This is a genomic window from Staphylococcus nepalensis (genome assembly GCF_002442935.1).
Taxonomy (GTDB): domain Bacteria; phylum Bacillota; class Bacilli; order Staphylococcales; family Staphylococcaceae; genus Staphylococcus; species Staphylococcus nepalensis.
This window is the reverse complement of the sequence record NZ_CP017466.1, coordinates 2,810,815-2,833,654: the sequence shown is the minus strand read 5'-3', so window position 1 is coordinate 2,833,654 and position 22,840 is coordinate 2,810,815. Positions and strand designations below refer to the sequence as shown.

Sequence of the window (22,840 nt, the reverse complement as noted above, 5' to 3'; positions counted from 1 at the left end):
AATGATCAAACACTATCAAGTTGCTATTGTAGGCGGAGGCACAGCAGGTATCACAGTTGCTTCTAGATTATTGAAACAAAACCAACATTTAAAGGGCAATATAGCTATTATTGATCCAGCTAAAAATCATTATTATCAACCTTTATGGACTTTAGTAGGCGGGGGCGTTTCTAAACTAAAAAACTCTCGTAAAAGCATGAAGCATGTTATACCTAAAGGGACACAGTGGATTAATCAAGCTGTTTTAAGTTTTAAACCTGAAAGTAACAATATTACGCTAGGAGATAATACAACCATTAATTACGATTATTTAATTGTTGCTCCAGGGCTACAAATTAATTGGTCGTCTATTAAAGGGTTACAAGAGAACATAGGTAAAAATGGCGTTTGTTCTAATTATTCGCCAGAGTATGTAACCGAAACTTGGCGACAAATTTCTAATTTCAAAGGCGGTAATGCTATTTTCACGCACCCCAATACACCTATTAAGTGTGGAGGCGCACCGATGAAAATTATGTATTTAGCTGAAGATTATTTTAGAAAACATAATATCCGTTCAAAAGCTAACGTAATATATGAAACACCTAAAACTGCGTTGTTTGATGTAGAAAAGTATAGTAAAGAATTAGAAAAAATAGCTGAAGAAAGAGATATTATTGTTAATTACAATTACAATCTGATTGAAATTGACGGAGAGAAAAAAATGGCCAAATTTGAGCATATTAAGAATGGTGATGTAAAAACATTAGACTACGAGATGTTACATGTTACGCCACCTATGGGCCCTTTAGATGTGATTAAAAAAAGTGCGCTTGCAGATAATGATGGTTGGGTAGATGTAGATCCTAGCACTTTACAACACAGACAATATTCAAATGTATTTGGTCTAGGCGACGCATCTAACGCACCAACTTCGAAAACGGGTGCAGCTATCAGAAAACAGGCGCCTGTCGTGACACTTAATTTGTTACAAGTAATGAATAACGAAATGTTAACACATCATTACAACGGTTATACCTCATGCCCAATTGTCACAGGCTATAATAAATTAATCTTAGCTGAATTTGATTATAATAAAAAGCCACAAGAAACGTTACCTTTTAACCAAGCCAAAGAACGAAGAAGCATGTATATATTTAAAAAAGATTTGTTACCGAGAATGTATTGGTATGGCATGTTAAAAGGCTTTATGTAAAAATCAACTACTCAACGTAGTTGACGATTATTACCAATAGTTATATTAAAAAGAAGCGTGTAAGGCACATAATTGCTCAAGCGGTTCAAACATTTTATAAAACGGAGGGTTTTTACTTTATTTATATAAAAACCGTCCGTTTTGTTATGTTTATACAGCAGAAACTTGGTGTAGATGTTATATTATGCCCAGGAAAAATGAATTAGGAAAAATGAATTATTTGAAAAGGATAGGTTTAATTGGCTATTTTATTATTATTTATTGAAACTATTTTAGTAACGGTTATAATGATTGGTAGTTTGGTAGGAATTTTAAGTAATCCTATTTCACCAGGAATTTTAACCGCATTTTGGTTTGCAAGTATTTTAGCGTTGATTGGTTCAATTACATTGAGAAAATTTTATAAAAGACGGTATAAAAAAGAAATTGCAATAAGAGAAAAAAGCCCTTTATTAGAAGAAAATGAATTTTTTTATTAAGCACCATTATATATATTTGATGATATGCACATTAAAATGCATGGTTTAACAGAAATGGCTTGGACGCTATATTTTAATAATAAAATTCAAAAATGGCTTAGTATTTTTGATATTGTATCTGCTTCCGGTTTAAAAGTTACATCACCGAACTATAATATTATTTTGAAAAGGATTAAACTGTGGTCTTTAAGGCCACATTATAGTGTATTGATTAATAACCAAGCAATTGGTCGCTTAGAGATGATAAAAATCTTAAAAGGCGGCATTAAGCAACAAACGTCCTATGCGTTTTTTGATAATAAGACTACATATTTATTCAATAATCCATACTTATCAACTGAGACAACTATTTCAAACAAAGAATGAACAAAAATATTTTCAGCACGTCGCTCGTTTTTAGACTTAGGAAAAAATCTATTCACTCAACGTAGGGGTGAGCAACATCGTTTAATAATGGAATCTTCTACACCTCATCCTAAGGAGTTATGGGTTGCTTTATATATCCAAGTAATGATAAATAAACAAAAAGAGTGATATTGGAAGAAGTTAGTGTTATTTAATCAAAGTAGAGGGAGTCACCCTGTGTATATTGGTATAGATAATAAATAATTTTTTTAAATATTCTTTGGATTAGGTTACTATATTACAATTTATCGGAAGATATAGAGATATTAAAACAGACAAATTGTGCAACTATTTATCCGAAATCTCTAAATCTTAATTGAATTTTGATGTAGTATTAATTGTTGTATCTGCACTACAAAACTGTTTAATTAAAACTAAAATGAAAATCAACAAAGGTCGTTTACGATTTTGCCCACATTCTTTTTAGAACGCATAAGTGTGACCTTACGAGACTTAATTCGTTTATAACGACGACAAATAGACCTGTAAAACCATAATCGTTATGATAAAGTTTATTAAAAAAGAACTTTTATTATAGTTATATATATAATTTGTACTTTGTTAATATTAGTGTCTTTTATTTCTCTTTTAAAAAATACACTTAGTAATAATAAAGATAAACGGTTAGATGTTTTATCTAGTGGTTTACTCTTGATTTCACCAATTACACTTTTAATTTATGGCTTATCTTCTTAAATATAGAGCATAAATTTTGTTTAAAGAATGTATTTATGCCGAGAAAATTTATTATGTGTTTAGAAGCACGCTTAATTAAACTTGCAGACGGATGCCGGCATAGTGTGAGCTGTTAAGCCAACCATTCGACAAGTTTGGGGGGTGTTAAGGATTTAGAAGTTCAACGTTAATAAAGCAACGTTGTATTTAAATAAATAAATTATATATAAAATCTGTTAAGTATGTTTCTATAAATCCTGCGAGTATGTATAAAGGTAAAGCAATTAGAAAGTAAATTTTAAAAACATTACTTAACGCCAATTTAAATGATAAATTTTGCTTTTTAGTTTTTCTAAAAATATTACTTATTTTTCTAATAATTGATTGGCTTACTTTATATAAACCACTGATAACAAGACACATTGCAAGTATTTCTATGATTGTATGCGGAATTGAAGATAATACCATTATGATACCTTTATCAAAATCAAAATGAACTACAAAACCAAATACTATTCCAGTGGTTATTGTTGTAGAAACTAAATTTAAAAAGTATAAAAATGGAATTGGAATTAAAGAAAATATAAACATTTGAAAGGGAACTTTAAAGCCATTATTTATAATATATTCCCAAACCTTGGTTAAGCCATTTGCCCTGGCGATGTTCCCATGTTGGCCATCTGTCATATTTTTGAAATTTTCGATTGACGGGCTGAAAATAACTGCTAGAACAAAAGTGATTAAGAAAATAATAGCTGTGAAGATGAATATTTTTATAGATCTTTTAGCGTAATTGGGATCTTGGATATTGAACATAATCCACCTCTTTTTGTTGGTTTTTGAAATGAGTTTTTTCGTGTCTTGATACTATATACAGAAATAATTCAAAGGTATTAAATTCGATTGGTTGTTGATATGACCGTTTTTTTCTTAATCTAAGACTGATTTAATTTGTTTTTTGATAAGACTAAATTAGTGATTAACCATGCTACTTGTATTGCAAATGGAAATAAAAAAGCAAAACCTAAAACAGCTATATTAGCCCACTTTAATTGCGTCGTTTGTATTGTTCCGCTAGCATCTATATCTCTCATCCAGAGTAAAATTGAGAATCCTATAAAACTTAAAACTTCAATAGCACTTATGATCCACCAAAAAATCCAAGAAATTTTCATTTTATTCACCTCCATTTTTAAAAATTTGAATTCAGGATAACTTATTAATTTTTTCAATATTCATCTCTTATTTTTAAAATTGATCTATTTGATTAAAGATAAAATCAACTATGTAATGGATGGCTAAACCGCATACAATAGCAATTATGATAAGGATAAATAAGTTCATTTTGTTATACATATCAGTAGCAGTGTAAATAAAACACCATACGAGTATTAGCATGGATTTTATCGTATTCTTTTTAGCTTCAAACATATATAACGCTCCTTTGTGATTTTGTAAATTAAGTTAAAAGTATGATAATTAAATAAAAAGTCAGTATAGAACTAGCAATCATTCCTATGGCGGATTTTAATATAATGTTTCCAATAAAATACGATATAAATGTCAAAAAAGCTGTAATAAGAGCTGTATTTTCTAAATTAGGAATACTAAAAGTTGATTTCAGTGAGTATATTACAATAGTCAAACATCCCAGAATGTTGCCTATGATACCAAGTGATTTTGCCTTAGGATGCGTTACTTTTTCTTCTTTATTAGCCATTATTTAATTCCTCATTTCTGTTTAGATGCAAAATAATCAGTTGCAAGGTTAAAAACAATAATGCAATCATCAAAAAGACAATAAACCATATATTATCTAAAGTATCTCTGTATCAGTAAGCTAAGAAAACAAAATAATAATCCTTATACTAAAATAAGTTATCTTTAAAATTAATCTTAATTTATGTTTTATTAACCTTTTTATTAAAAAAACACGCTCTTAATAGTGCTAAGAGCGTGTTTAGTTATACTATAATTTCGGTGCCAAAATTAGACGTTTTTCTTTTTGAAAACGAGGATAACTAGAGCTAAGAAAACTACAATATAAACAATATTGCCAATAAATAATTCATGCAATTCCAGTTTAGTAAATGATTTCATCATTTCATTATCTATAATTTGAGAACTTAAGTTCAACATATTAATAGGCAACCATTTTAACCATTCCCATTGATTAATTAATGCAAATAATATGCCAGAAACAATAGAAATAGCGAAATAAAAGATAATGCCAATCGCAATAGAAACGCCAGGACTTTTGAATATACAAGAGATAAGTAGCGTTAAGCTTAGTAATAACCACATGCCAACATAATTACCTAATGCAGTTAATAACATTTCTTGTAAAAGGGATAGGTTATCACCCGTTTGTTTTAAAATATTAATGTCAGAGAACATAGTTAAATTGATAACTAAAGAAATGATAATACTAATCACAAATATAATAAGTGAATAAATAAATAATGATATAAACTTACTTATGATAATGCTTGTTCTAGAATAATTTCGATATAATAAATTTTTAATTGTACCATAATGAAATTCCATTGTAATTATCGTACTTGCTTGTATAATCATGAGAAAGAAAATCCAAGAAAATGAACTATAACCTTGTTTGAATAGTGATTTTGACCCCATAATATCAGGGTAATTTTTACTTAGTACTGCTAACCCAATCATTAAAATAAAAATAAGGATTGGAATAATGATAGATGATTTTTTCTTGAACATTTTAAATAGTTCTTGTTTTACGAGTGTTGTCATGGTTAGGCTTTCTCCTTACGGTCAATAATATTAAGAAGTACATTTTCTAAATCATTTTCATCTGTTTGATTCAATTCATCCATTGTAGTTTCTCTAACAATTTCCCCTTTATCGATAATCAAGAGTGAGTCAGTCACTTTAACAAGTTCACTTAATATGTGACTAGATATAAGGAAAGTAACACCTTGTTCCCTTAAGTTAATAATTGCTTCTCTCACATCTTTTACAGCCCGAGGATCTAATCCATTCATAGGCTCGTCTAATACAACGAGTTGTGGATGGTTTAAGAAAGCAAGCGCAATACCTAATTTTTGTTTCATACCTAAAGAATAGGTTTTTGCTTTGTTATGTATAAAGTCTTCCATTTTTAGTTTTTCGATAATAAGATTTATATTTTTATTATCGGGGTCTTCATCGATTAATTTCATGTTTTCATAACCTGTTAAAAATGGGTATAATCCAGGAGCTTCAATCAACGCTCCTATATCGTTCTGATTAGTACTGATATGATTTTTCAAAGTACCAGATTGATAGTTAGAAAGTCCTAAAATAACTTTCATTAATGTGGTTTTACCAGCACCATTTCCGCCAACCAAACCTATAATATGTCCCTTTTCAAGTGAAAATGTGATGTCTTTCAAAATGCGTTTTCGTTTGATTTTTTTACTAATATTTTCCATAGATAAAAGTTCCAAAATGTAACCTCCTAAATTTTTTACGCCGATTAAAGGTTAACAAAAATAGTGATTAAAAGAAATAGTATTTTTATAAGAATAATATATTTTTTTTAAAAGAGAAATATAATTATAGTGGTCCAACATATTAGAAATAAATTGTTTTTATTTTAAGTAAGTATGTTGAATTTTATAAATAGGAGGTAGCTTATGCATTTAATTGTAGCGACTATTGCTGATTTGTTACTAGGCTTGTAGTTTCATAAATAATTTTATTTATGAAAGCTGAAATAACGTATTAATACTTGGAGAAATTGAGAAAGATACTGATAATTGTTAAAAAGAGTTTGTTAGTTTAGATAAAGAGATGTATTTATATAACATGTATATAGAACGTCCGACAGGTAATGTATATAGGAATTTTATTTATAAAGAAGCTTTTGAAGCTAAAGTGATTAATGAATTAAAGCTAAATGATTTTATTTACAAAAGATAGCGCATGATATATAGTGAAAGATATACAAAGATATATTAGGAAATACGATTTCGGAAGGGGATAACCAATATGGCAGTAACTAACACAAGAAAACTTAGAAAAATTGGCAATAGCAAGGTTCTAACAATACCAGAGGAAGTAATACAAGCTTTAGATATTAATGAGGGACAAAAAATCGCATTTAACGTTGAGAATGGTCAAGTGGTATTAGAAGCAGTTAAAACGGATAGTAACGAAATGGATATTTTAAGCATGGCCGATCAAGTAAGTAATCAGTATGATAGTGCTTTAAAAGATTTAGTGAATAGATAGCAGCAGGTTAATACGTAGATGTAGATGAATGATAAAGACTACTGGAGGACAGCATATGCAGTATTTAACAGAAAAAGACATTATCACACTAAATGTATATGTTATTAATAAATATAGCCCTAATGAGCAAATAGGCGTAAAAGAACCAAATGCTTTAAATATGCTAGTTAACGCACCTAAGCAATGTGTATTTGGTGAAGAACAGTACCCCACTTTAGAACTGAAAGCAGCTAACTTAGTTAGAAATTTAGTACAAAAACATGTGTTTTACAATGGTAATAAAAGAACAGCTTTAATGACATTGGTTGTTTTCCTTAAGATGAATGGATATCAGTTTAATGCTAGTAATGAAGAAGTGGCCGACTATATGGTTAAAATTGCTACAGACGACTTACAGGAAGCAGACATTAAGCAATGGATTAAAAAGTATATAACACTAATGAATGAAAAGGATTGATTATCGGGCGTTGCATATCCCCGTAAATATGTTTTGACTATACAGGTTACTAATGTATAGTCAATTTAATTAATAATAGTAATAGAAAGTGAAGTTCTGGAAGGAATTTAGAGAATATAGATAATGTAAAAGGAAATTATTTTTCGTATAGAAGAGTCTCATAAAAATATAAAATGAGTGAGTTAGATTATTATAAAAGAATTAAAGACGTATCTCATAAATTTCGTGAATTTAAATCAGCAACTATTAAAACATATATTAGTAAGACAGCAGACCTTCGGGATTTACAGAATTTGTATATAAAAGATAATTTGGAAAATTTAAAGAAGAGACAAAAGATATAAAGCTTTTGCCAGAAGCAAAAGTGAAGATAACACTTAAAGATATACAAGAGCAAAGCGAGAAAAAGTAGTTAAAAAAACATAGTAGATAAAGTTAAAGGCAAATTGAAGAAACGTTAGTTGAAGATTTTTAAAAAGAATCAAGAGAGATACTTTTGTTTATAGCCACTAAGGCGTTATGAAAATCATAAGAGAAAATACAGATACAAACATAAACAAATCCTAATACCCCCTCACCCCGCAAGAATTGAAAGATGTGGGGGCGGGGGTAATTTTTATTGAGATTTTGTAAATTAAGCAAAAAGTATAATAATTAAAAAAATAAGTATTACCTATAACATAAACCTAAGAAGTGTTTAGATTGTATGATAACGCAATACTTATACTTTTAGCTATATTGGGTTTGATAGGTTATATTTCTTTAGGGTCCTTACCATATTTATTTTCTTTTTTGGAACCATTAGTACAACAAATAGCTAAAGATATAATACACATTACTATGTATATAACCCCGATAATGACAAATAAAGTATACAAGAACGAGCCTGTATTTATTTCAGCTATATAGTTATTAGTGACACCTAGTATTATACCAAAAATAAAAAATATTATAGGGAAAAGCATAGACATACCTAAATCATGAAACCGTCGAACTGATACAGAAAAATTTGCGATATATGTAGCTATTGTAAAAATCCAATAAATAATTATAGCTAAAATGGAAGGTATAGGTATTATATAGTTTAAAACAGAAGCCACTAAAGAAATAATAAATGTCATTAGTTCTGGGTACCAAAATTCTTTACGTCTTGACCTCCCTTTTAGATTTAACCCATTCATCCAAAATAATTTGTAGTAATATAAGATGATTGATCACTCCTTTTTAACAAACTTGATCATAAAAAGGCTAAATTTTATTTGAAAACATTGACCGAAATATTCATTATTAACCAAATAAAAGCTCTGAAATCATTATTATTGCCTATAGGTAGATCATTAAACCAAGGGTACATAGATATATTTACTATAATAATTATCCCAAATATAGTGGTAAAATATCATAGTTCAGAAACATAAAACGATGCGATCCAAAATGTGATTGCTATTACTCAAAATATTATATTCCAAATAGAGAAAGGATATAAAAAATTAAACCCTACTTTGCTTTAGACGACAGTAAGGCTTGCATATGACGAACCATATTTTTAATTAATGAGTATGAGTGTAACATAAAGAATAATTTATATAAAATTTACTAGGTTGAGTTAATAGAAGTGGTTATTATTGAGTTGAGAACATAATATACAAAATAATTGGAATTTTTATATCCTTAGCACATTTAAACCTTAACTGCTTTTTATAAAAGCTGGTAATTTTTTATAAAATTATATAAACGGAAGTGAACGAATGGAAAAATTTAAAGAAGCTATAACAAATTATATAGAGAAAGATGAAAATTTTGCAGTGTTTGTTGATGGAGGATGGGGAACAGGTAAAACACATTTCTTTGAGCATGATTATTTCTTAAATAAAGTAGGAGAAGATAATGATGAAATTCAAGAAATCCACGATAAGAAATGTTATAAGAAAGAATATATTAGCGTATATGGCAAGCATAGTTTGAAAGAAATAAAAGAAATAATTGTTACAAAAATTTTGAGCTATGTAGATGATGATGTAATTAGCGAAAACTTAAAACAAGGAATTAGTAATATTTTTAAAATGTTTGAAGTAAAGTTTTTGAATACTGAAAATATAACTGCTTCAATAGATGATTATTTAGAATCAAAAGCACGTGATAAAATTAAGGATAAGTTCAATAATAATGGAGGACGAGTCGTCTTTATAATAGACGATATAGAAAGATTAAATGATGGAATCAGTTTAAAAGAATTTTTAGGGTTTATACGCAATGTTTTATTAGACAGCTTTAACTGTAAAGTTATTATAATTGGTAATAAAGAAGCAATAACGAGTGAAAATAAAAATGAGATGAAAAATTATTGGGAGAAGGTAATCAGTAGAAATTTAAAGTTTCCAAGTAATTTAGAAGTAGGAAAGAAAATATTAAATAATGATTTGAGAAAAAGTTATTTTAATGAAAATGAAATTCAAGATTTAATAGAATTAATTCAGGTTTCACCCTTGTCCACGTCTAAAGCAAATGTATTAAATCTTAGGACGTTAAATTTGGTAATAACAGATTTTAAAAATATATATGATCAATTAGAAAATTGTAATAAAGAACACGTGAATACACGTATGTCTTTATTTACTTCTCTATTTATATTGCATAATATAAATAGAGATAATGTAATTGACAATCAAGAAAAATTCAAAGATATGAAAGTTCCTAATGGGTTTACTTTTATAAACTCTAAGAAAGATAAAAAACCATCACCTGAAGAAGAAATTTACCAAAAATATTTTCAAGAAAATGAAATTGCAAAAAATATGCCTTTTTTTCAAGGGAATTAAACAATTATATTTTTGAAGGTGTTTTAGATATAGAAGAATATCAAAAAAAGCTAAACGATAATTTTAGTGAAAAAAATGCAGAGGAAGACGTACTGTATATATTAAGAAATTTTATGTTGTATAGTGAGGATAAAGTTAAAGGTAAAGAAAGTGAAGCAATTGATATAATAAAAGGTGGTAGATATTCATTTGGTTATCGTCTCAACATTTATATGAAACTTAAAGAATTATGCCTAAATGGCATAGTAACTTTAAATGAAAAGAAATAGATGAATTAGAAGATTATTTACTTGAAAATTATGAACTACAAATAAGTGATAGTATAGAAGGAGAAGATTTATTAAAGCTAATAAACTTTCACTTTCCACAAAACCCTGAACTAATAGAATATAAAAATGAATTATCTGAAAAATTGATGAAGCAACAAAAAATATATATGAAAAAACAAGGGATATACCAACAGTATATTGAAGCTATATTAAATGAAGAGCGAAAAAAAAGAAGCGAGTTAGAAATGCAGTATAAAGAAATAAAAAACGTAGATATTTTCACTATATTTAATAGTTATATAAGCGATATAGAAAAAGAACTTCTCGGAAATAATGCTAAAATTATTTATTTAAATAGATATATTTACAATAGAACAGATATATTTATAGAAACTTTGGATAATATTGAACGATTTATTAATAATATAAAACAAATAGAAGCTCAAAATAAGGATAAAATCGTTAAATATAATTTTGATACATTACAAGGTACTCTGTCGAACATAAGAGAAAATACAAGGATAAAGCTAAATACCTGTGGTCAGAGAGGAAAGGAATATAAAATAAGCCCCGTGAAGATTTCTAATTTAAGAAATCTTTTCGGAGCTGAATTTTGGAGCATATGTTGCAAGAATTTCTCATTTGTTAGCTAAAATTACCCACACATACTAAGTAAAGTGACAAAAGCAAATGTTATATTGTTGGTTTAACAATCCATTTTTAAAAGTATAATCTTAAATAGTTAATTTATAAATGTTAGTAACATGTTTAACGTGATTTGAGTTCGTCGCTTGTCATCCATTTATGATTTTTAACCACTTCGTCATTTTCCGTGGATTCATAGTCTACCATATAAACGGTGGTGTTTTTTACATCATCTATTTTAGCCTTTGCACCTTTCATACCAGGCATGTGATCAGCTTCTAACTTAACTGTATCGCCTTTTTTGAGTCCGCTTTCAGGGGCGTTGGCAACTTCTTCATTAACAACCCATTTATGATTATTAACCTTTTCATCCCCATTTGTAGGTGTGTAGCTTACGACATAAGCATATGTCTTGTAAGCGCCTTTTACGGTAGCTTCGGCATTTTTCATACCAGGCATGTGTCCTGCTGTAATAGTAACTTCATCACCTTTTTTAAACTTACCATCATCTGTAGTCTTTATACCATTTGGAGCTTTACTTTCGCTTTTATGTGCCATATGTTCTTCTTGTTGTTGGTCTTTAGACTCTTGTTTTTCTTTTTCATTATCATTGGAACAAGCTGATAATACTAAACCTGATGCTAATATAATAAAGCTCAATTCTTTCATCATATTTAAAAACTCCTTCGTTTATTTTAATGTAAAAGCGTTAATTACTATGAGTATCGTGCTTAAAGATATTAATAATTGCGCCTGCAGGCTGTGGTAATATCAAACTAATAAAAGCTGATATATCGGACATAAGAGGAGCGATAACCACGTTATATCCTGTAGCACACGTAAATTTTGAGTTATTTTCCTCATCGTATTTATTACGATAACGTTGCCCACATTCATGTTGACTATGGGGGTTTCAGTTATTCGACACAATAAACCTCCTGAATTTTAATTTTTAAAGATATTTATAAGATAATGAGAGTATAACATATACCCTACACGGGTATAAAGATTTCGCTTTTCTTATATTAATAAAACTAGTAATTAGTCGGTATCCAAGAAGATTATATAAACCGTTTAAATATAAAGAACTATATTGAGTGAAATGATGATTATAATTTATAAAAAAACACCTCTTTTTAAAAGAAGTGTTTTAGTCATTTAGAAATAAAATAATATACATAAAAATTATAAACATAAACAGCCACATAGTGATTTATCCTTTTGAACTATGGTTAGAGCTGTAATGCCAATAATCATTATATGTAACCATCAAGTAATTAAACAGCAAAATAAACCATGGAATTGTTTGTTTTTAGTTAACACAATCGATTGCTGGGAGTGGGCACACTCAGATGTTTACAGACGTTATAATAATGAAATCACCTATTTCTCGAGCGCCAAGTTGATTTAAAGAAAGAGGTATAAAAGGATGCTCATTTTCGTTCGCATTAAAGCGTCAATCATCATTGATTGTGTTATGATGCGTCTACTTATTGGCATAGTAAATGAAATAAAAATTAGGCGACATTAGGCCAAACCAATAAAAATCCCCTCGCTACTCGCAGTAGTGAGGGGTGTGAATAAGAGAATACTTATTTTCGTTAAATATATTTAACATCACAGCAGTTGGAAGGTAAAAGGATAAAGTTTTTGATATTTTAACGCCGGTATAAATGCTGATTATTCTTTGAGGTTAGCTAAAGTTTCAATCATATCTTCAGAAGCTACTAAACCACGTAATTTAGCCCATTCATCTCTATTTACAAAATGCACTCTGTTATTTTTTACAGCGTCAAGATCGTCCCATTGATTACTATTTTGTAATTTGTTTAAGTCTTCATCATCATCATTTTCAACCATAACAATTAATCTTTCTGGATTAACATTAGCAAGTTGTTCATATGACATTTCTAAATAATCTGATTCTCTATATGCTGGTAATTTATCAGCAATTTTTTCGTTAAGTGCGTTTTTGAAACCTAATTTATTTAAAAATTCACCCACATATGTTTTATCTGAATGTGCAGTCACACCTTGTTCAGAAATTACAACTGCTAGGGTTTCTTTATTTTTATCTATATCAATTTGATTGTTATAGTTATTTATTAAATCTTTGTGACTATCTAAGCGTTCTTTGGCCTCTTTAGATTTACTAACTGCTGTACCAATACGTTGGAATACTTCTAATGATTCTTGGTAACCAGCGTCAAAGCTTCTAAATAAAATCGTAGGAGCTATCTCGCTTAATTCATTATATATATCGTCATGGCGATCAGCATCTCCGATAATAAGTTGTGGGGCAGCAGAACGAATTGATTCAAAATCTGGATCAACACGTGTACCTACTGAGACATAGTCAACGACTTCTTCTTTTATTGGTGATATTAAATTCGTACTATCATTATCATCAGCAATACCTTTAATGTCTATATCTAAAGCTACTAATGCATCAACGAATGAAAATTCTAAAGCTACTGCTGAATTAATATTTTCTGGTAATTCAGTAGTTCCTACATCATGTTTAAATTCGAAAGTCATCGTATTACCTCCTTTAGGTACTCATAGTATTAATATTCCACGTAGTTATTACATGAAACATAGGCTATTTTTATTATATAAAAGTAAAAATGGTTTGTTAGCTGAATTATAGTATTAGTCAGTAATAAAGAATGCATTTATTTAGCCGAACTAAAAGACACTTAGATTTATGAAAGCAAAGCAAACGTCAATGTCTATTGAAATAATATAGAAATTGACGTTTGTACTTTAGGTAAATATATTTATATTCTAAACGCTTAATGTCACACAATGCATGTGATTGATAAATGCTATTTTTGGTTTCAAGCATTTTCGCCAAAGTGTATCATTTTAAAAGTTATGATTCATTAAGTTGCTCGTTGAGAGACACTAGTACAAGATCGTGTAAATTTTTGCGAAATACTGCTTCGTAATGATCTAGAAAGGCGTCAGTCGTTTTTCCCATAAATTCCTCGGCATCTGAAACTTGCTCAGGGACTAAATCATTAAAACGATTTTCAGTTTCTTTAATTGTCAGTTCTGCTGCTTTAGGGACTAATTCGTCATATTTAACCAAAACTTTTTTCATTATATCACCTGATTCTATCATTTTAGATATTCCACTTGTGTGCTTTTTATTTGTTTTGCTGATTTTCAATTTTTATCGAATGTGTCTGGTATTAACTTTTTTCGTTTTCTTATTATTCTTACAGTGTAATAATATACCGTGGGAGTAGCAATAATCCTGCTCACTAAAAATATAACTGTTTTCAGTTTATTTTTAGTTGTTTTAATATTTGATGCGCATCTGCCTGTGGTTTCATTTTTCGTCTTGAAACCATTGTTGAAAATTGCGTAATTAAATTTTTCATAAATTTATCTAGCAATGAGTTTCTAATCAATGCCTCCCTATTAGAGTAAATTTAGTAAAGAGTGTATACAGCATTATCTATTTAGCAGAAAACAACTCAAACTTATAAATTTTTATCTTTCTTAACTTTATATATATGGATATCTCTAATAATAGTTATGATAGGTCTAATTAATAATTCAAAGCTACCAATGACAAATAGTACAGTGCCATAGAAAGTAGTGGATTCACTAAAAAATAAAAAACTACCAATGATAAAGCATAAGGCTAACAGGATATCGTTGATTTGATAAAGAAGTTTATAGAAAGCGTCAATTTTTATATCAAAGCCTAGAAATGTAAACTCTAATTCTTTTTTTGTGTTTTCATCCATGTAGTATCACCTCTAAATGGTTGTATAACCTATCCACTAGAAAGCGTAACATAGCAAGATAAAATAAAAACTACTGTTAGTGCAAAATAGACGACTAACAGTAGCAAGTGTAAAACGAAAAATTATGTCAAGAGCTAGTATATAGTTACCCGTTCCTAATTAAAGCAAAACAATTTGGGATAAGGGTGGATGATAACCTTATTATTACTATGAATAAACCCTTGGTGTATTATGTTACAGAAAAACCTCGTAAACATTTTAGTTTACGAGGTTTTGATAACTATTATGAATTATAATGTACGACGTTTTGGCTTACTGTCATCAGAAAGTTTAAATGATAATAGCAGTGCAATAACTGAAATAATTGTAGCAGTAATGAATGTGACGTTTACACCATGAATCATACCAACCATACCTTCTGAAGGTATTGCTGAAACAGACATCATAGTAATGAAAATTGCTGTACCAATTGCACCAGCCATTTGTCTAAATGTGTTGTTCATCGCTGTACCATGTGCGATCAAATCGTTTGGTAATTGGTTGATTGCTAATGTAGTCATAGGCATCATAACCATAGCGATTGAAATCATTCTGAATGCATTTGAAGTAGCAAGATACGTAAAGCTTGTATGTTCTGTTAACACTGTAAATGGTAATGTTGAAATAACTAATACAAATAAGCCAATACGAGCGAGCCACTTGCCACCAAATTTATCGAAGAGATAACCAGTAATAGGGTTCATCATACCCATAATGATTGCCCCTGGAAGTAATACTAAACCAGATTCTAATGCAGAGAATTCTAACATATTCTGCATGTATAGTGGTAAGATGATGTTCGTTGCGATTAATACGCCGAATACAAACATACTTAGTACAGTACCTAATGTGTAAATACCGTAACTAAACACTCTAAACTCGAGCATTGGTTCTTTTAAATTTAATTGACGGCGAATAAATATAACGAGTGAAACGACACCAACAATGATAGGTACAATAAATTGAATACTTCCCCAACCTGCTTCACCAACAGAACTGAAACTATATAGTAATCCGCCAAAACCTAGCGTAGATAAGATAACTGAAGCAATATCTAATTTTGGATGCGTTGTTTCTGTAACATTTTTTAATAAGAAAATGGAAGCGATAATAATAATAATCGCGATAGGGAATACTACATAGAAGACACTTCTCCAAGATAGGTGTTCAACTAATATACCAGATAAGGTAGGTCCAATTGCTGGAGCAAATGCGATAACAAGTCCGAATAGACCCATTGCTGTACCGCGTTTTTCTTTAGGGAAAGTTAAAAATAGAATAGTTTGCATAAGCGGCATCATAATACCTGCGCCCGCAGCTTGAAGGACACGCCCAATTAATAGCATTGAAAAATCAATTCCAATAGCACAGAGTAGCGTACCTGCTGCAAAGATACTCATTGCAGTTAAGAATAGTTGCCTCGATGTAAAGCGCTCAATTAAAAATGCAGTGACAGGAATCATAATCCCGTTTACTAACATAAATATAGATTGTAACCATTGAACTGTACTTTCTGATACTTGAAGGTCTTTCATAATGGGTGGCAACGCTGTACCAAGTAAAGTTTGGTTTAAAATAGTTATAAAAGCCCCTGACAATAGAACTATAAACAGAGGGATTCTTTTTTCAATATGAAATGTTCCGGTTTCTGTCAATATACTCACTTCTTTCTTAACAAATTACACATCAAAACATTATATCACTTGTCGTATGTTAAAGCTAAAGGTTGAACTTACTTTTTTAAAATTTATTTATCATTGTATTTAAATATGCATGTAAGTACATTGCTTATATTGCAATACAATTCGAATTGGTTATTTAACAGCAGTTGATGTATGTAAAAAAATTATATATAAAGAAGGAAGCGGGAGAGAAACCATATTTTCCCAAATAGTTTCGGGGCCCGCTCCAGCAAGAATAACTAGAAAAAATACAAGTACCATGCTGATTACCTTCATAAATGACTGCATGGACTAAGACGCATGTATAACTGGCTATCACTTTAAAAGAATAAGTTTTTTAAAATACTGTTATAGATTTATTTTTGAGAAAGTTTGCTGCTATCTAGTGTAATATTTTAAAAGAGCATATTACTTTAAGTTTATGTTTCTAAGATGCATCTCATAGTTAAAGTTACTCAGGCGTCACGATTTATCATCTAAGTAATTGGGTTTCATTTTTAAAGGCGTAAATGCATAATCGATATTTGTCCAATTTAAAAAATCTGCAAATTTTAAATAAGATGCTTTGAAAAATTGAGTAATAGTATCAACATGATGGTGATGGGCGTGCTCAAAAATAAATTCCATTAATTGTTTATCGAAATAACTATTTTCCGGGAAATGATGATCTGCGTTAAACGATTGGTCTGCAAAAGGGTAAGGTAAAACAAAACATGTTGGACCTTCAAACTGTTCATCACCAAACCAGAAACCAAATTCAATCATTTCTTCATCGAAGGCTGCGCGTTCAATGACTTTAGAATCATCTTCAAACGGTGCAGCTTTATCTTTTACAATAATGCATGAAATATCAAAAGTTCCCCAGAATAACCCCGGTTTTGATTTTCTTACTCTTAAGCTGTTAATAAAATTCGCTTCAGCATGATAGGCAAATTTCATTAAATCTAAAGCTTTTTCAGCTATTTTAGGTTCATAGTGATGATGTGTATCGTCTTTTTCAAACGGAATTGGATGAGTTACTTCTTGGGGCAGCGTATTGATTTTTAAGTTAATACCTAATTGGTTTAAAATCGTTTCAATTTGGTTGTAATAAAATTGTATTGTTTTTCCATTTTCTAAATCGATATCATTTATGTGTTGGTCAACTACTATTTCAATTTGATGTTGTAATAAATTAACTTCTAGTGAGAAGGTATGTGTCTTATAATTTAACATACCTGTAGAAAAGCCTTGAACATTTATATTAAGAGTGACGTGAGACCATTGAGGTTCTTGGTAATTTGCTTCTAATTTATATTTCCCCAAAATCTGTGATAATAAGTGTAGTGTATCTTTTTCATTTTCCCAATCTTTAATCTTCATAATGCCGCACCACCTAATAAAGTTTTTGCTATAAATGTCTTACCACAAAATACAAGTATGAAACCAATACGACAAATGCTTAGATGAAGTAAATTAGATTATCATTTGTTATAATGTTAAAATGATTTAGGTATATAAGCTAAGTAGATATGTAATAACTTTTTGTTCTGTTAGAAAGGCATACTCATGCGTTTTTATTTTCAGAATAATCAGAACCAATGTAATTTCATATTACATCGCATATTACAAAATTAATGATCGATTTAAGGAGAGTAACAAATGAATAAAGCAGATCTAATTGCTCCAGAAAAATACAATATAGTTAGTGAAATTGAGAAATATGCAACCAATCCATCAAAAAAAGCAATTATTTTCAGGGATCAAAGTGGTAAAGAAGAAGATACGACATATACCCAACTTATTAATAATGCTAATAAAATTGGACATATGTTTTTAAAATATGGTTTAAAAAAAGGTGACAAATTATTAGTTATGTTGCCACGTGCAATTAAGACATATGAAGTTTATCTAGCAGCATTAAAATTAGGTATTATTATCGTCCCTAGTTCTGAAATGTTGCGCACTAAAGATTTGCAATATCGGATTACGCATGGTGAAGTAAAAGCAATTTTAGCTACCAGTGACAGCGTTGAAGAATTTAAGGATGTTAAAGAATATGAGTCATTACTTAAATTTATTGTTGGTGACAAAGTAGAAAATTGGATAAACGTTGAAGACGAACAAGCTGAAGCTTCAGATGAGCTTACAATTGAAGCAACTTCAAAAGAAGATATTGCTTTATTATCATATACTTCAGGTACTACAGGAAATCCAAAAGCAGTTGTGCACTCTCATGGTTGGGGATACGCGCATTTACAAATGGCGCCTAAACATTGGCTAAGTATTGTAGAAGATGATACGGTCTGGGCAACTGCAGCGCCAGGTTGGCAAAAATGGGTATGGAGCCCATTTTTATCAATTTTAGGATCAGGTGCGACAGCATTTGTCTATAACGGTAAATTTAATGCAGAGACATATCTTGAATTACTAGAAACATACGACATCAATGTATTATGTTGTACACCAACAGAATATCGTTTAATGGCTAAGTCACCCAATCTAACAAATTATAAACTAGTACATTTGCATAGTGCCGTATCTGCAGGTGAACCATTAAACAAAGAAGTTGTTGATAAATTCAAACAAAACTTTAATTTAACAGTTAGAGATGGTTATGGTCAGACAGAAAGCACATTGTTGATCGGATTCTTAAAAGACACCGAAGGACGCCCTGGATCAATGGGTAAAGGCATTCCTGGTAGTTACGTTACAGTTATAGATGATGATGGTAACCCTGCACAACCAAATGAAGTAGGGAATATCGCAGTGCCGTTAGATTTACCTGCTTTGTTTAAAGGTTATTATAAAGACGAAGCACGTACTGCTGAGCCACAAATTGGTGAATACTTTATTACTGGTGATTTAGCGAAATTAGATGAAGATGGTTACTTCTGGTTCGAAGGTAGAAAAGATGACATTATTATCAGTTCTGGTTATACAATTGGGCCGTTTGAAGTTGAAGATTCACTTACAAAACATCCATACGTTAAAGAATGTGCAGTAGTAGCTAGTCCACATGAAATCAGAGGAAATATCGTCAAAGCATTTGTGATTTTGCAAGATCACATTACTGGGGACGAAAGTGTAATCAATGAATTACAAAATTTTGTTAAACAAGACGTTGCACCTTATAAATACCCAAGAGCAATTGAGTTTGTTGAAGACTTGCCTAAGACCAACTCTGGCAAAATAAGACGTATTGAGCTAAGAGAAGCGGAAAAAGCGAAGTATTTATAATTTAATTCTAGTTTATGAAGGAAACATTTAAGTAGAATAGCAATAGAAAAATCCCGGCATACTGTTTAATAGTGCGTCGGGATTTTTTGTTAATGGTTCATATCATCAGATGGTTGGATTTATATATTTCGTTATGACGTATATAAAAACTATAACTTTGTTAATATATTGTAAATAAGCATATAAAACGATTATGGCGTTGTTACTTTTGAAGAGGGGCAATTTGATGTAAATCAAAGTGCTGTTATAGCTTATCGTATACATAAAGGCTCAGGTAAAGCACTGATCAATAACAAAGATGAAATAGATATAGCACAATCTATAGAACAAATTGATGACGCGACGAAAATATTAATGAGAGGAGAGTTAGTATGAAAGGTTACTTAATGAGTTATTATTTTACGAATAAAAAATCCATTTATACATATTTGTTATTAAGTATTCCAATTTGTTTATTTTTCTCATTTTCCAATCCGTTAATCGCTAGTTTTATGCCTATGATCTTTTTAGTTTCTCCAGCAACAGATAATTTAAAGGATGAAAAGGATTCAAAATGGATGTATTTTGTGTCAACGTTACCTTATAGTCGAAATACTTATGTGGCAAGTCACTTTGCTTTTTACAGTATATTGGCACTCATGGGTATGATCGTGTCCCTTGTAATCAATGCTATTGTGGCAGATAGTATCGTTACAGGCATTAATTCTGCAATGCTGGGCATTGGATTTATTGCATTATATTCACTTATTTCCCCGTTTACTTTTAAAATAGGTGCTGAAAAATCTAATGTAATCTTTATGATTGTTTCTATTATAGTAGTGATTGTATTTTTCGTTTACTATTTTGGCTTATTAGCCTTATTCTCTGGCTCAGGGGATATGATAAGTGAAGTCAGTAAAAATCTTTGGTATGGTGGCACATTTGCAGTGTTCGGTTTAATCGTTATGTTGCTTTCGTTTATTACTTCTAAACATGTGTTTAAACATAAAGCATTGTAAAACAACATAGTAACATGTAGTCTTTCTTGACAAACACGAATAATCGTTATATCTTATTAATATTGAAAACTAAAATGTTAGGCATATTATTCTCTGTTTTCTACGTAAATCATGCTTTAGCAAGTTGCTAATTGAACTGTATTGGTAAATTGAAAAAGTGTATGAATATCAGTGGAAATTAAGAATTGTACGTCTCACAGTACGACATTAAAAAATGAACTTCAACATAAATAAATATTTAATAGGTAGCAGCGCAAAACACAAAATGATGTGAGTTGTAATGAAGCCGACAATAATAATGAATCAATATCGATTTGTTATTAATTGTCGGCTTTTTCTATGGAAAATGTAAATCCCAACGATTATGCAAATGGACATTTTGCGCTGATGTAAATTTAGAAGTTGTATCAAAGGAGGTAGCGTGATGATCATAATTAATACGAATGCATTGTTAGCATTGCTATTTATAACATTAATTGTTTCTATTTTGAGTAGTCTCTTTTTCTTAATCAAAAAAATCACACCTAAATATGCACGTATACATATTTATTTTGTAGCATTACCAGCTTTAGTTGCATGTTTAGGTCTTATTTTTTCACAGAAAAATGTAGAAGTAGGTGTATGGCGTTCGGATGTATTGTCATGGTTAATGGCAGGCTTTGTTTTAGTCATCGGTTTGGTTATTCAACGCTATTGTATTCGCTATTTGGCAGGAGATAAAAGTTATAAAAAATATTTCACTTTATTTACTTTTACGACTACTTTTGCGGCATTAGCTTGGTTGACTGCAGACATGAGAATCATGGTAGTTTGTTGGGGAATCACATTATTAGGGCTTACGCTATTAATTAGATTGACAAATGCATGGCAAGTGACACGTATTGCAGCTAAGGTGACAGCAAAATTATTTTTATTAAGCTGGGTAGCGTTACTTTTAGCAGTATTATGGATTGGTATATTGACAGGGGAATGGCATTATTCTACTGCGCTAGATGAGACACATTTATCTATTATAAGCAGCTGGGGTCAATTCGGCGTTAATTTACTCATTGTTTTAGCAGTTATGATTCCAGCGGCGCAATGGCCTTTCCAACGTTGGCTAATCGAGTCAGTAGCCGCACCGACGCCAGTTTCTGCTATTATGCATGCTGGTATCGTTAACGCTGGGGGTATCATGTTAACAAAATTTTCACCAATCTTTAGCGGCGATATAGCAGCTATTATTTTATTGTTTTTTGCAAGTGTTTCGGTATTGTTAGGTGCAGGTATAAGCTTAATACATGTGGATTATAAGCGTTTACTAGTAGGATCAACGATTGGCCAAATGGGTTTTATGCTTATCCAATGTGCTCTGGGGGCATATGTTCCAGCTATTATTCATTTAATTTTACATGGTTTATTCAAAGCTACATTATTCCTTCGTTCTGGATCAGCGGTACGCCATTTTAGTGTGCCAAGTCGTGCAAATGAAAGAATGTCTTATGTATGGATTGTAAGTGGGCGTATTTTAGCAATCGTTATTGGATTAGGCTTTTGGTTAAGCGCGCCAGAAGAAGGTTACCGCCTTGTGAGTGGCCTTATCTTAGCTTGGTCGTTATCTGTATCGTGGACGCAGTTAGTTGCGTTTGGAGAAGGTCGTTTAGGGCGTGTTGTCGGTTTGACAGTATTAATTGTTGTCGGTGGTGTATACTTCTTAGTCCATCATTATTTTGCTGATGCATTATATACAATGACATTGCATAGTGCGCAACCTCCTACAATTATCGTGATTCTTGTAGCGCTTATTTTATTGTTAGGTAGTTTAATTAGTACATGGGTGGCACACAATCGTTCTACTGTAGCATTTTCAATTTTATATATGTGGATTGTGCGTTTAGGTGATGCAAAAGCTGAAACAGTTGAACGTCATCCTAATTATCTTAAGTCTTATTTATCAAAAGGAGGCCGCTAAA

The 22,840-nt window shown here is 30.5% G+C and carries 22 protein-coding genes; 10 read left to right on the top strand and 12 right to left on the bottom strand.

Annotated features, from left to right (window positions below):
• Nucleotide 1 precedes the first annotated feature (1 nt).
• The 3 genes from sqr to BJG89_RS14860 all read left to right on the top strand — a co-directional run bounded on the left by sqr (nt 2) and on the right by BJG89_RS14860 (nt 2,040).
• A complete protein-coding gene (gene sqr, locus BJG89_RS13580; RefSeq protein ID WP_096811094.1) occupies nt 2-1,195 on the top strand; it encodes a type II sulfide:quinone oxidoreductase Sqr in 1,194 nt (397 codons plus the stop codon).
• Between the two features lie 239 nt (nt 1,196-1,434).
• Nucleotides 1,435-1,674, top strand: coding sequence for a hypothetical protein (locus BJG89_RS14865; protein WP_232514189.1), 240 nt, complete (start codon nt 1,435-1,437; stop codon nt 1,672-1,674).
• A 36-nt stretch (nt 1,675-1,710) separates the two neighbouring features.
• The gene (locus BJG89_RS14860; RefSeq protein WP_232514188.1) at nt 1,711-2,040 is read left to right on the top strand and encodes a hypothetical protein; all 330 of its coding nucleotides are present in this window, start codon (nt 1,711-1,713) and stop codon (nt 2,038-2,040) included.
• A 921-nt stretch (nt 2,041-2,961) separates the two neighbouring features.
• Here the strand turns inward: BJG89_RS14860 and BJG89_RS13570 are convergent.
• From BJG89_RS13570 to BJG89_RS13545, 5 genes are all read right to left on the bottom strand, one after another.
• Nucleotides 2,962-3,570 carry a stage II sporulation protein M gene (locus BJG89_RS13570; protein WP_096811093.1) on the bottom strand — a complete coding sequence of 203 codons (609 nt, stop codon included), beginning with the start codon at nt 3,568-3,570 and terminating at the stop codon, nt 2,962-2,964.
• A gap of 119 nt (nt 3,571-3,689) precedes the next feature.
• On the bottom strand, nt 3,690-3,929 hold the full coding sequence (locus tag BJG89_RS13565; RefSeq protein ID WP_096811092.1) for a DUF3923 family protein: 240 nt from the start codon (nt 3,927-3,929) through the stop codon (nt 3,690-3,692).
• A 284-nt stretch (nt 3,930-4,213) separates the two neighbouring features.
• Nucleotides 4,214-4,474: a hypothetical protein gene (locus BJG89_RS13555; protein WP_096811090.1), complete on the bottom strand. Its 261-nt coding sequence runs from the start codon at nt 4,472-4,474 to the stop codon at nt 4,214-4,216.
• A 269-nt stretch (nt 4,475-4,743) separates the two neighbouring features.
• On the bottom strand, nt 4,744-5,517 hold the full coding sequence (locus BJG89_RS13550; RefSeq protein ID WP_096811089.1) for a DUF2705 family protein: 774 nt from the start codon (nt 5,515-5,517) through the stop codon (nt 4,744-4,746).
• A gap of 2 nt (nt 5,518-5,519) precedes the next feature.
• Nucleotides 5,520-6,212: an ABC transporter ATP-binding protein gene (locus BJG89_RS13545; protein ID WP_096811088.1), complete on the bottom strand. Its 693-nt coding sequence runs from the start codon at nt 6,210-6,212 to the stop codon at nt 5,520-5,522.
• Between the two features lie 544 nt (nt 6,213-6,756).
• Here BJG89_RS13545 and BJG89_RS13540 point away from each other — a divergent pair.
• Nucleotides 6,757-6,999, top strand: coding sequence for an AbrB/MazE/SpoVT family DNA-binding domain-containing protein (locus tag BJG89_RS13540; protein ID WP_096811087.1), 243 nt, complete (start codon nt 6,757-6,759; stop codon nt 6,997-6,999).
• Nucleotides 7,000-7,054: 55 nt separating this feature from the next.
• Nucleotides 7,055-7,456, top strand: a complete 402-nt coding sequence (locus BJG89_RS13535) for a type II toxin-antitoxin system death-on-curing family toxin (protein WP_096811086.1) — start codon at nt 7,055-7,057, stop codon at nt 7,454-7,456.
• A gap of 752 nt (nt 7,457-8,208) precedes the next feature.
• Here BJG89_RS13535 and BJG89_RS13530 read toward each other — a convergent pair.
• Nucleotides 8,209-8,637 carry a DUF805 domain-containing protein gene (locus tag BJG89_RS13530; RefSeq protein ID WP_242693736.1) on the bottom strand — a complete coding sequence of 143 codons (429 nt, stop codon included), beginning with the start codon at nt 8,635-8,637 and terminating at the stop codon, nt 8,209-8,211.
• A gap of 567 nt (nt 8,638-9,204) precedes the next feature.
• On the opposite strand from BJG89_RS13530, the gene BJG89_RS14650 reads away from it, so the two are divergent.
• Nucleotides 9,205-10,275 carry a P-loop NTPase fold protein gene (locus BJG89_RS14650; RefSeq protein WP_198401687.1) on the top strand — a complete coding sequence of 357 codons (1,071 nt, stop codon included), beginning with the start codon at nt 9,205-9,207 and terminating at the stop codon, nt 10,273-10,275.
• A 415-nt stretch (nt 10,276-10,690) separates the two neighbouring features.
• Nucleotides 10,691-11,197 carry a hypothetical protein gene (locus tag BJG89_RS14645; RefSeq protein WP_198401685.1) on the top strand — a complete coding sequence of 169 codons (507 nt, stop codon included), beginning with the start codon at nt 10,691-10,693 and terminating at the stop codon, nt 11,195-11,197.
• A gap of 115 nt (nt 11,198-11,312) precedes the next feature.
• On the opposite strand, the gene BJG89_RS13520 is transcribed toward BJG89_RS14645, so the two are convergent.
• The 6 genes from BJG89_RS13520 to BJG89_RS13495 form a co-directional block, all read right to left on the bottom strand.
• Entirely contained in the window at nt 11,313-11,861 is a 549-nt protein-coding gene (locus BJG89_RS13520; protein ID WP_096811084.1) for a DUF1541 domain-containing protein, read from the bottom strand.
• A 1,008-nt stretch (nt 11,862-12,869) separates the two neighbouring features.
• On the bottom strand, nt 12,870-13,727 hold the full coding sequence (locus BJG89_RS13515) for an ABC transporter substrate-binding protein (protein ID WP_096811083.1): 858 nt from the start codon (nt 13,725-13,727) through the stop codon (nt 12,870-12,872).
• Between the two features lie 337 nt (nt 13,728-14,064).
• A complete protein-coding gene (locus BJG89_RS13510) occupies nt 14,065-14,316 on the bottom strand; it encodes a hypothetical protein (RefSeq protein ID WP_096811082.1) in 252 nt (83 codons plus the stop codon).
• Between the two features lie 364 nt (nt 14,317-14,680).
• The gene (locus tag BJG89_RS13505) at nt 14,681-14,950 is read right to left on the bottom strand and encodes a YrhK family protein (protein ID WP_096811081.1); all 270 of its coding nucleotides are present in this window, start codon (nt 14,948-14,950) and stop codon (nt 14,681-14,683) included.
• Between the two features lie 290 nt (nt 14,951-15,240).
• Entirely contained in the window at nt 15,241-16,644 is a 1,404-nt protein-coding gene (locus tag BJG89_RS13500; protein WP_096811080.1) for an MDR family MFS transporter, read from the bottom strand.
• Nucleotides 16,645-17,133: 489 nt separating this feature from the next.
• Complete coding sequence (locus BJG89_RS13495; RefSeq protein ID WP_096811079.1) at nt 17,134-18,033, bottom strand: DUF5996 family protein; 900 nt, start codon at nt 18,031-18,033, stop codon at nt 17,134-17,136.
• Nucleotides 18,034-18,312: 279 nt separating this feature from the next.
• Between BJG89_RS13495 and mbcS the strand changes: the two genes are divergently transcribed.
• The 3 genes from mbcS (at nt 18,313) to BJG89_RS13480 (ending at nt 22,839) form a co-directional block, all read left to right on the top strand.
• On the top strand, nt 18,313-19,890 hold the full coding sequence (gene mbcS, locus BJG89_RS13490; RefSeq protein ID WP_096811078.1) for an acyl-CoA synthetase MbcS: 1,578 nt from the start codon (nt 18,313-18,315) through the stop codon (nt 19,888-19,890).
• Between the two features lie 371 nt (nt 19,891-20,261).
• Nucleotides 20,262-20,888 carry an ABC-2 transporter permease gene (locus BJG89_RS13485; RefSeq protein ID WP_096811077.1) on the top strand — a complete coding sequence of 209 codons (627 nt, stop codon included), beginning with the start codon at nt 20,262-20,264 and terminating at the stop codon, nt 20,886-20,888.
• Nucleotides 20,889-21,312: 424 nt separating this feature from the next.
• Nucleotides 21,313-22,839, top strand: a complete 1,527-nt coding sequence (locus tag BJG89_RS13480) for an NADH dehydrogenase subunit 5 (protein ID WP_418347396.1) — start codon at nt 21,313-21,315, stop codon at nt 22,837-22,839.
• Nucleotide 22,840 lies beyond the last annotated feature (1 nt).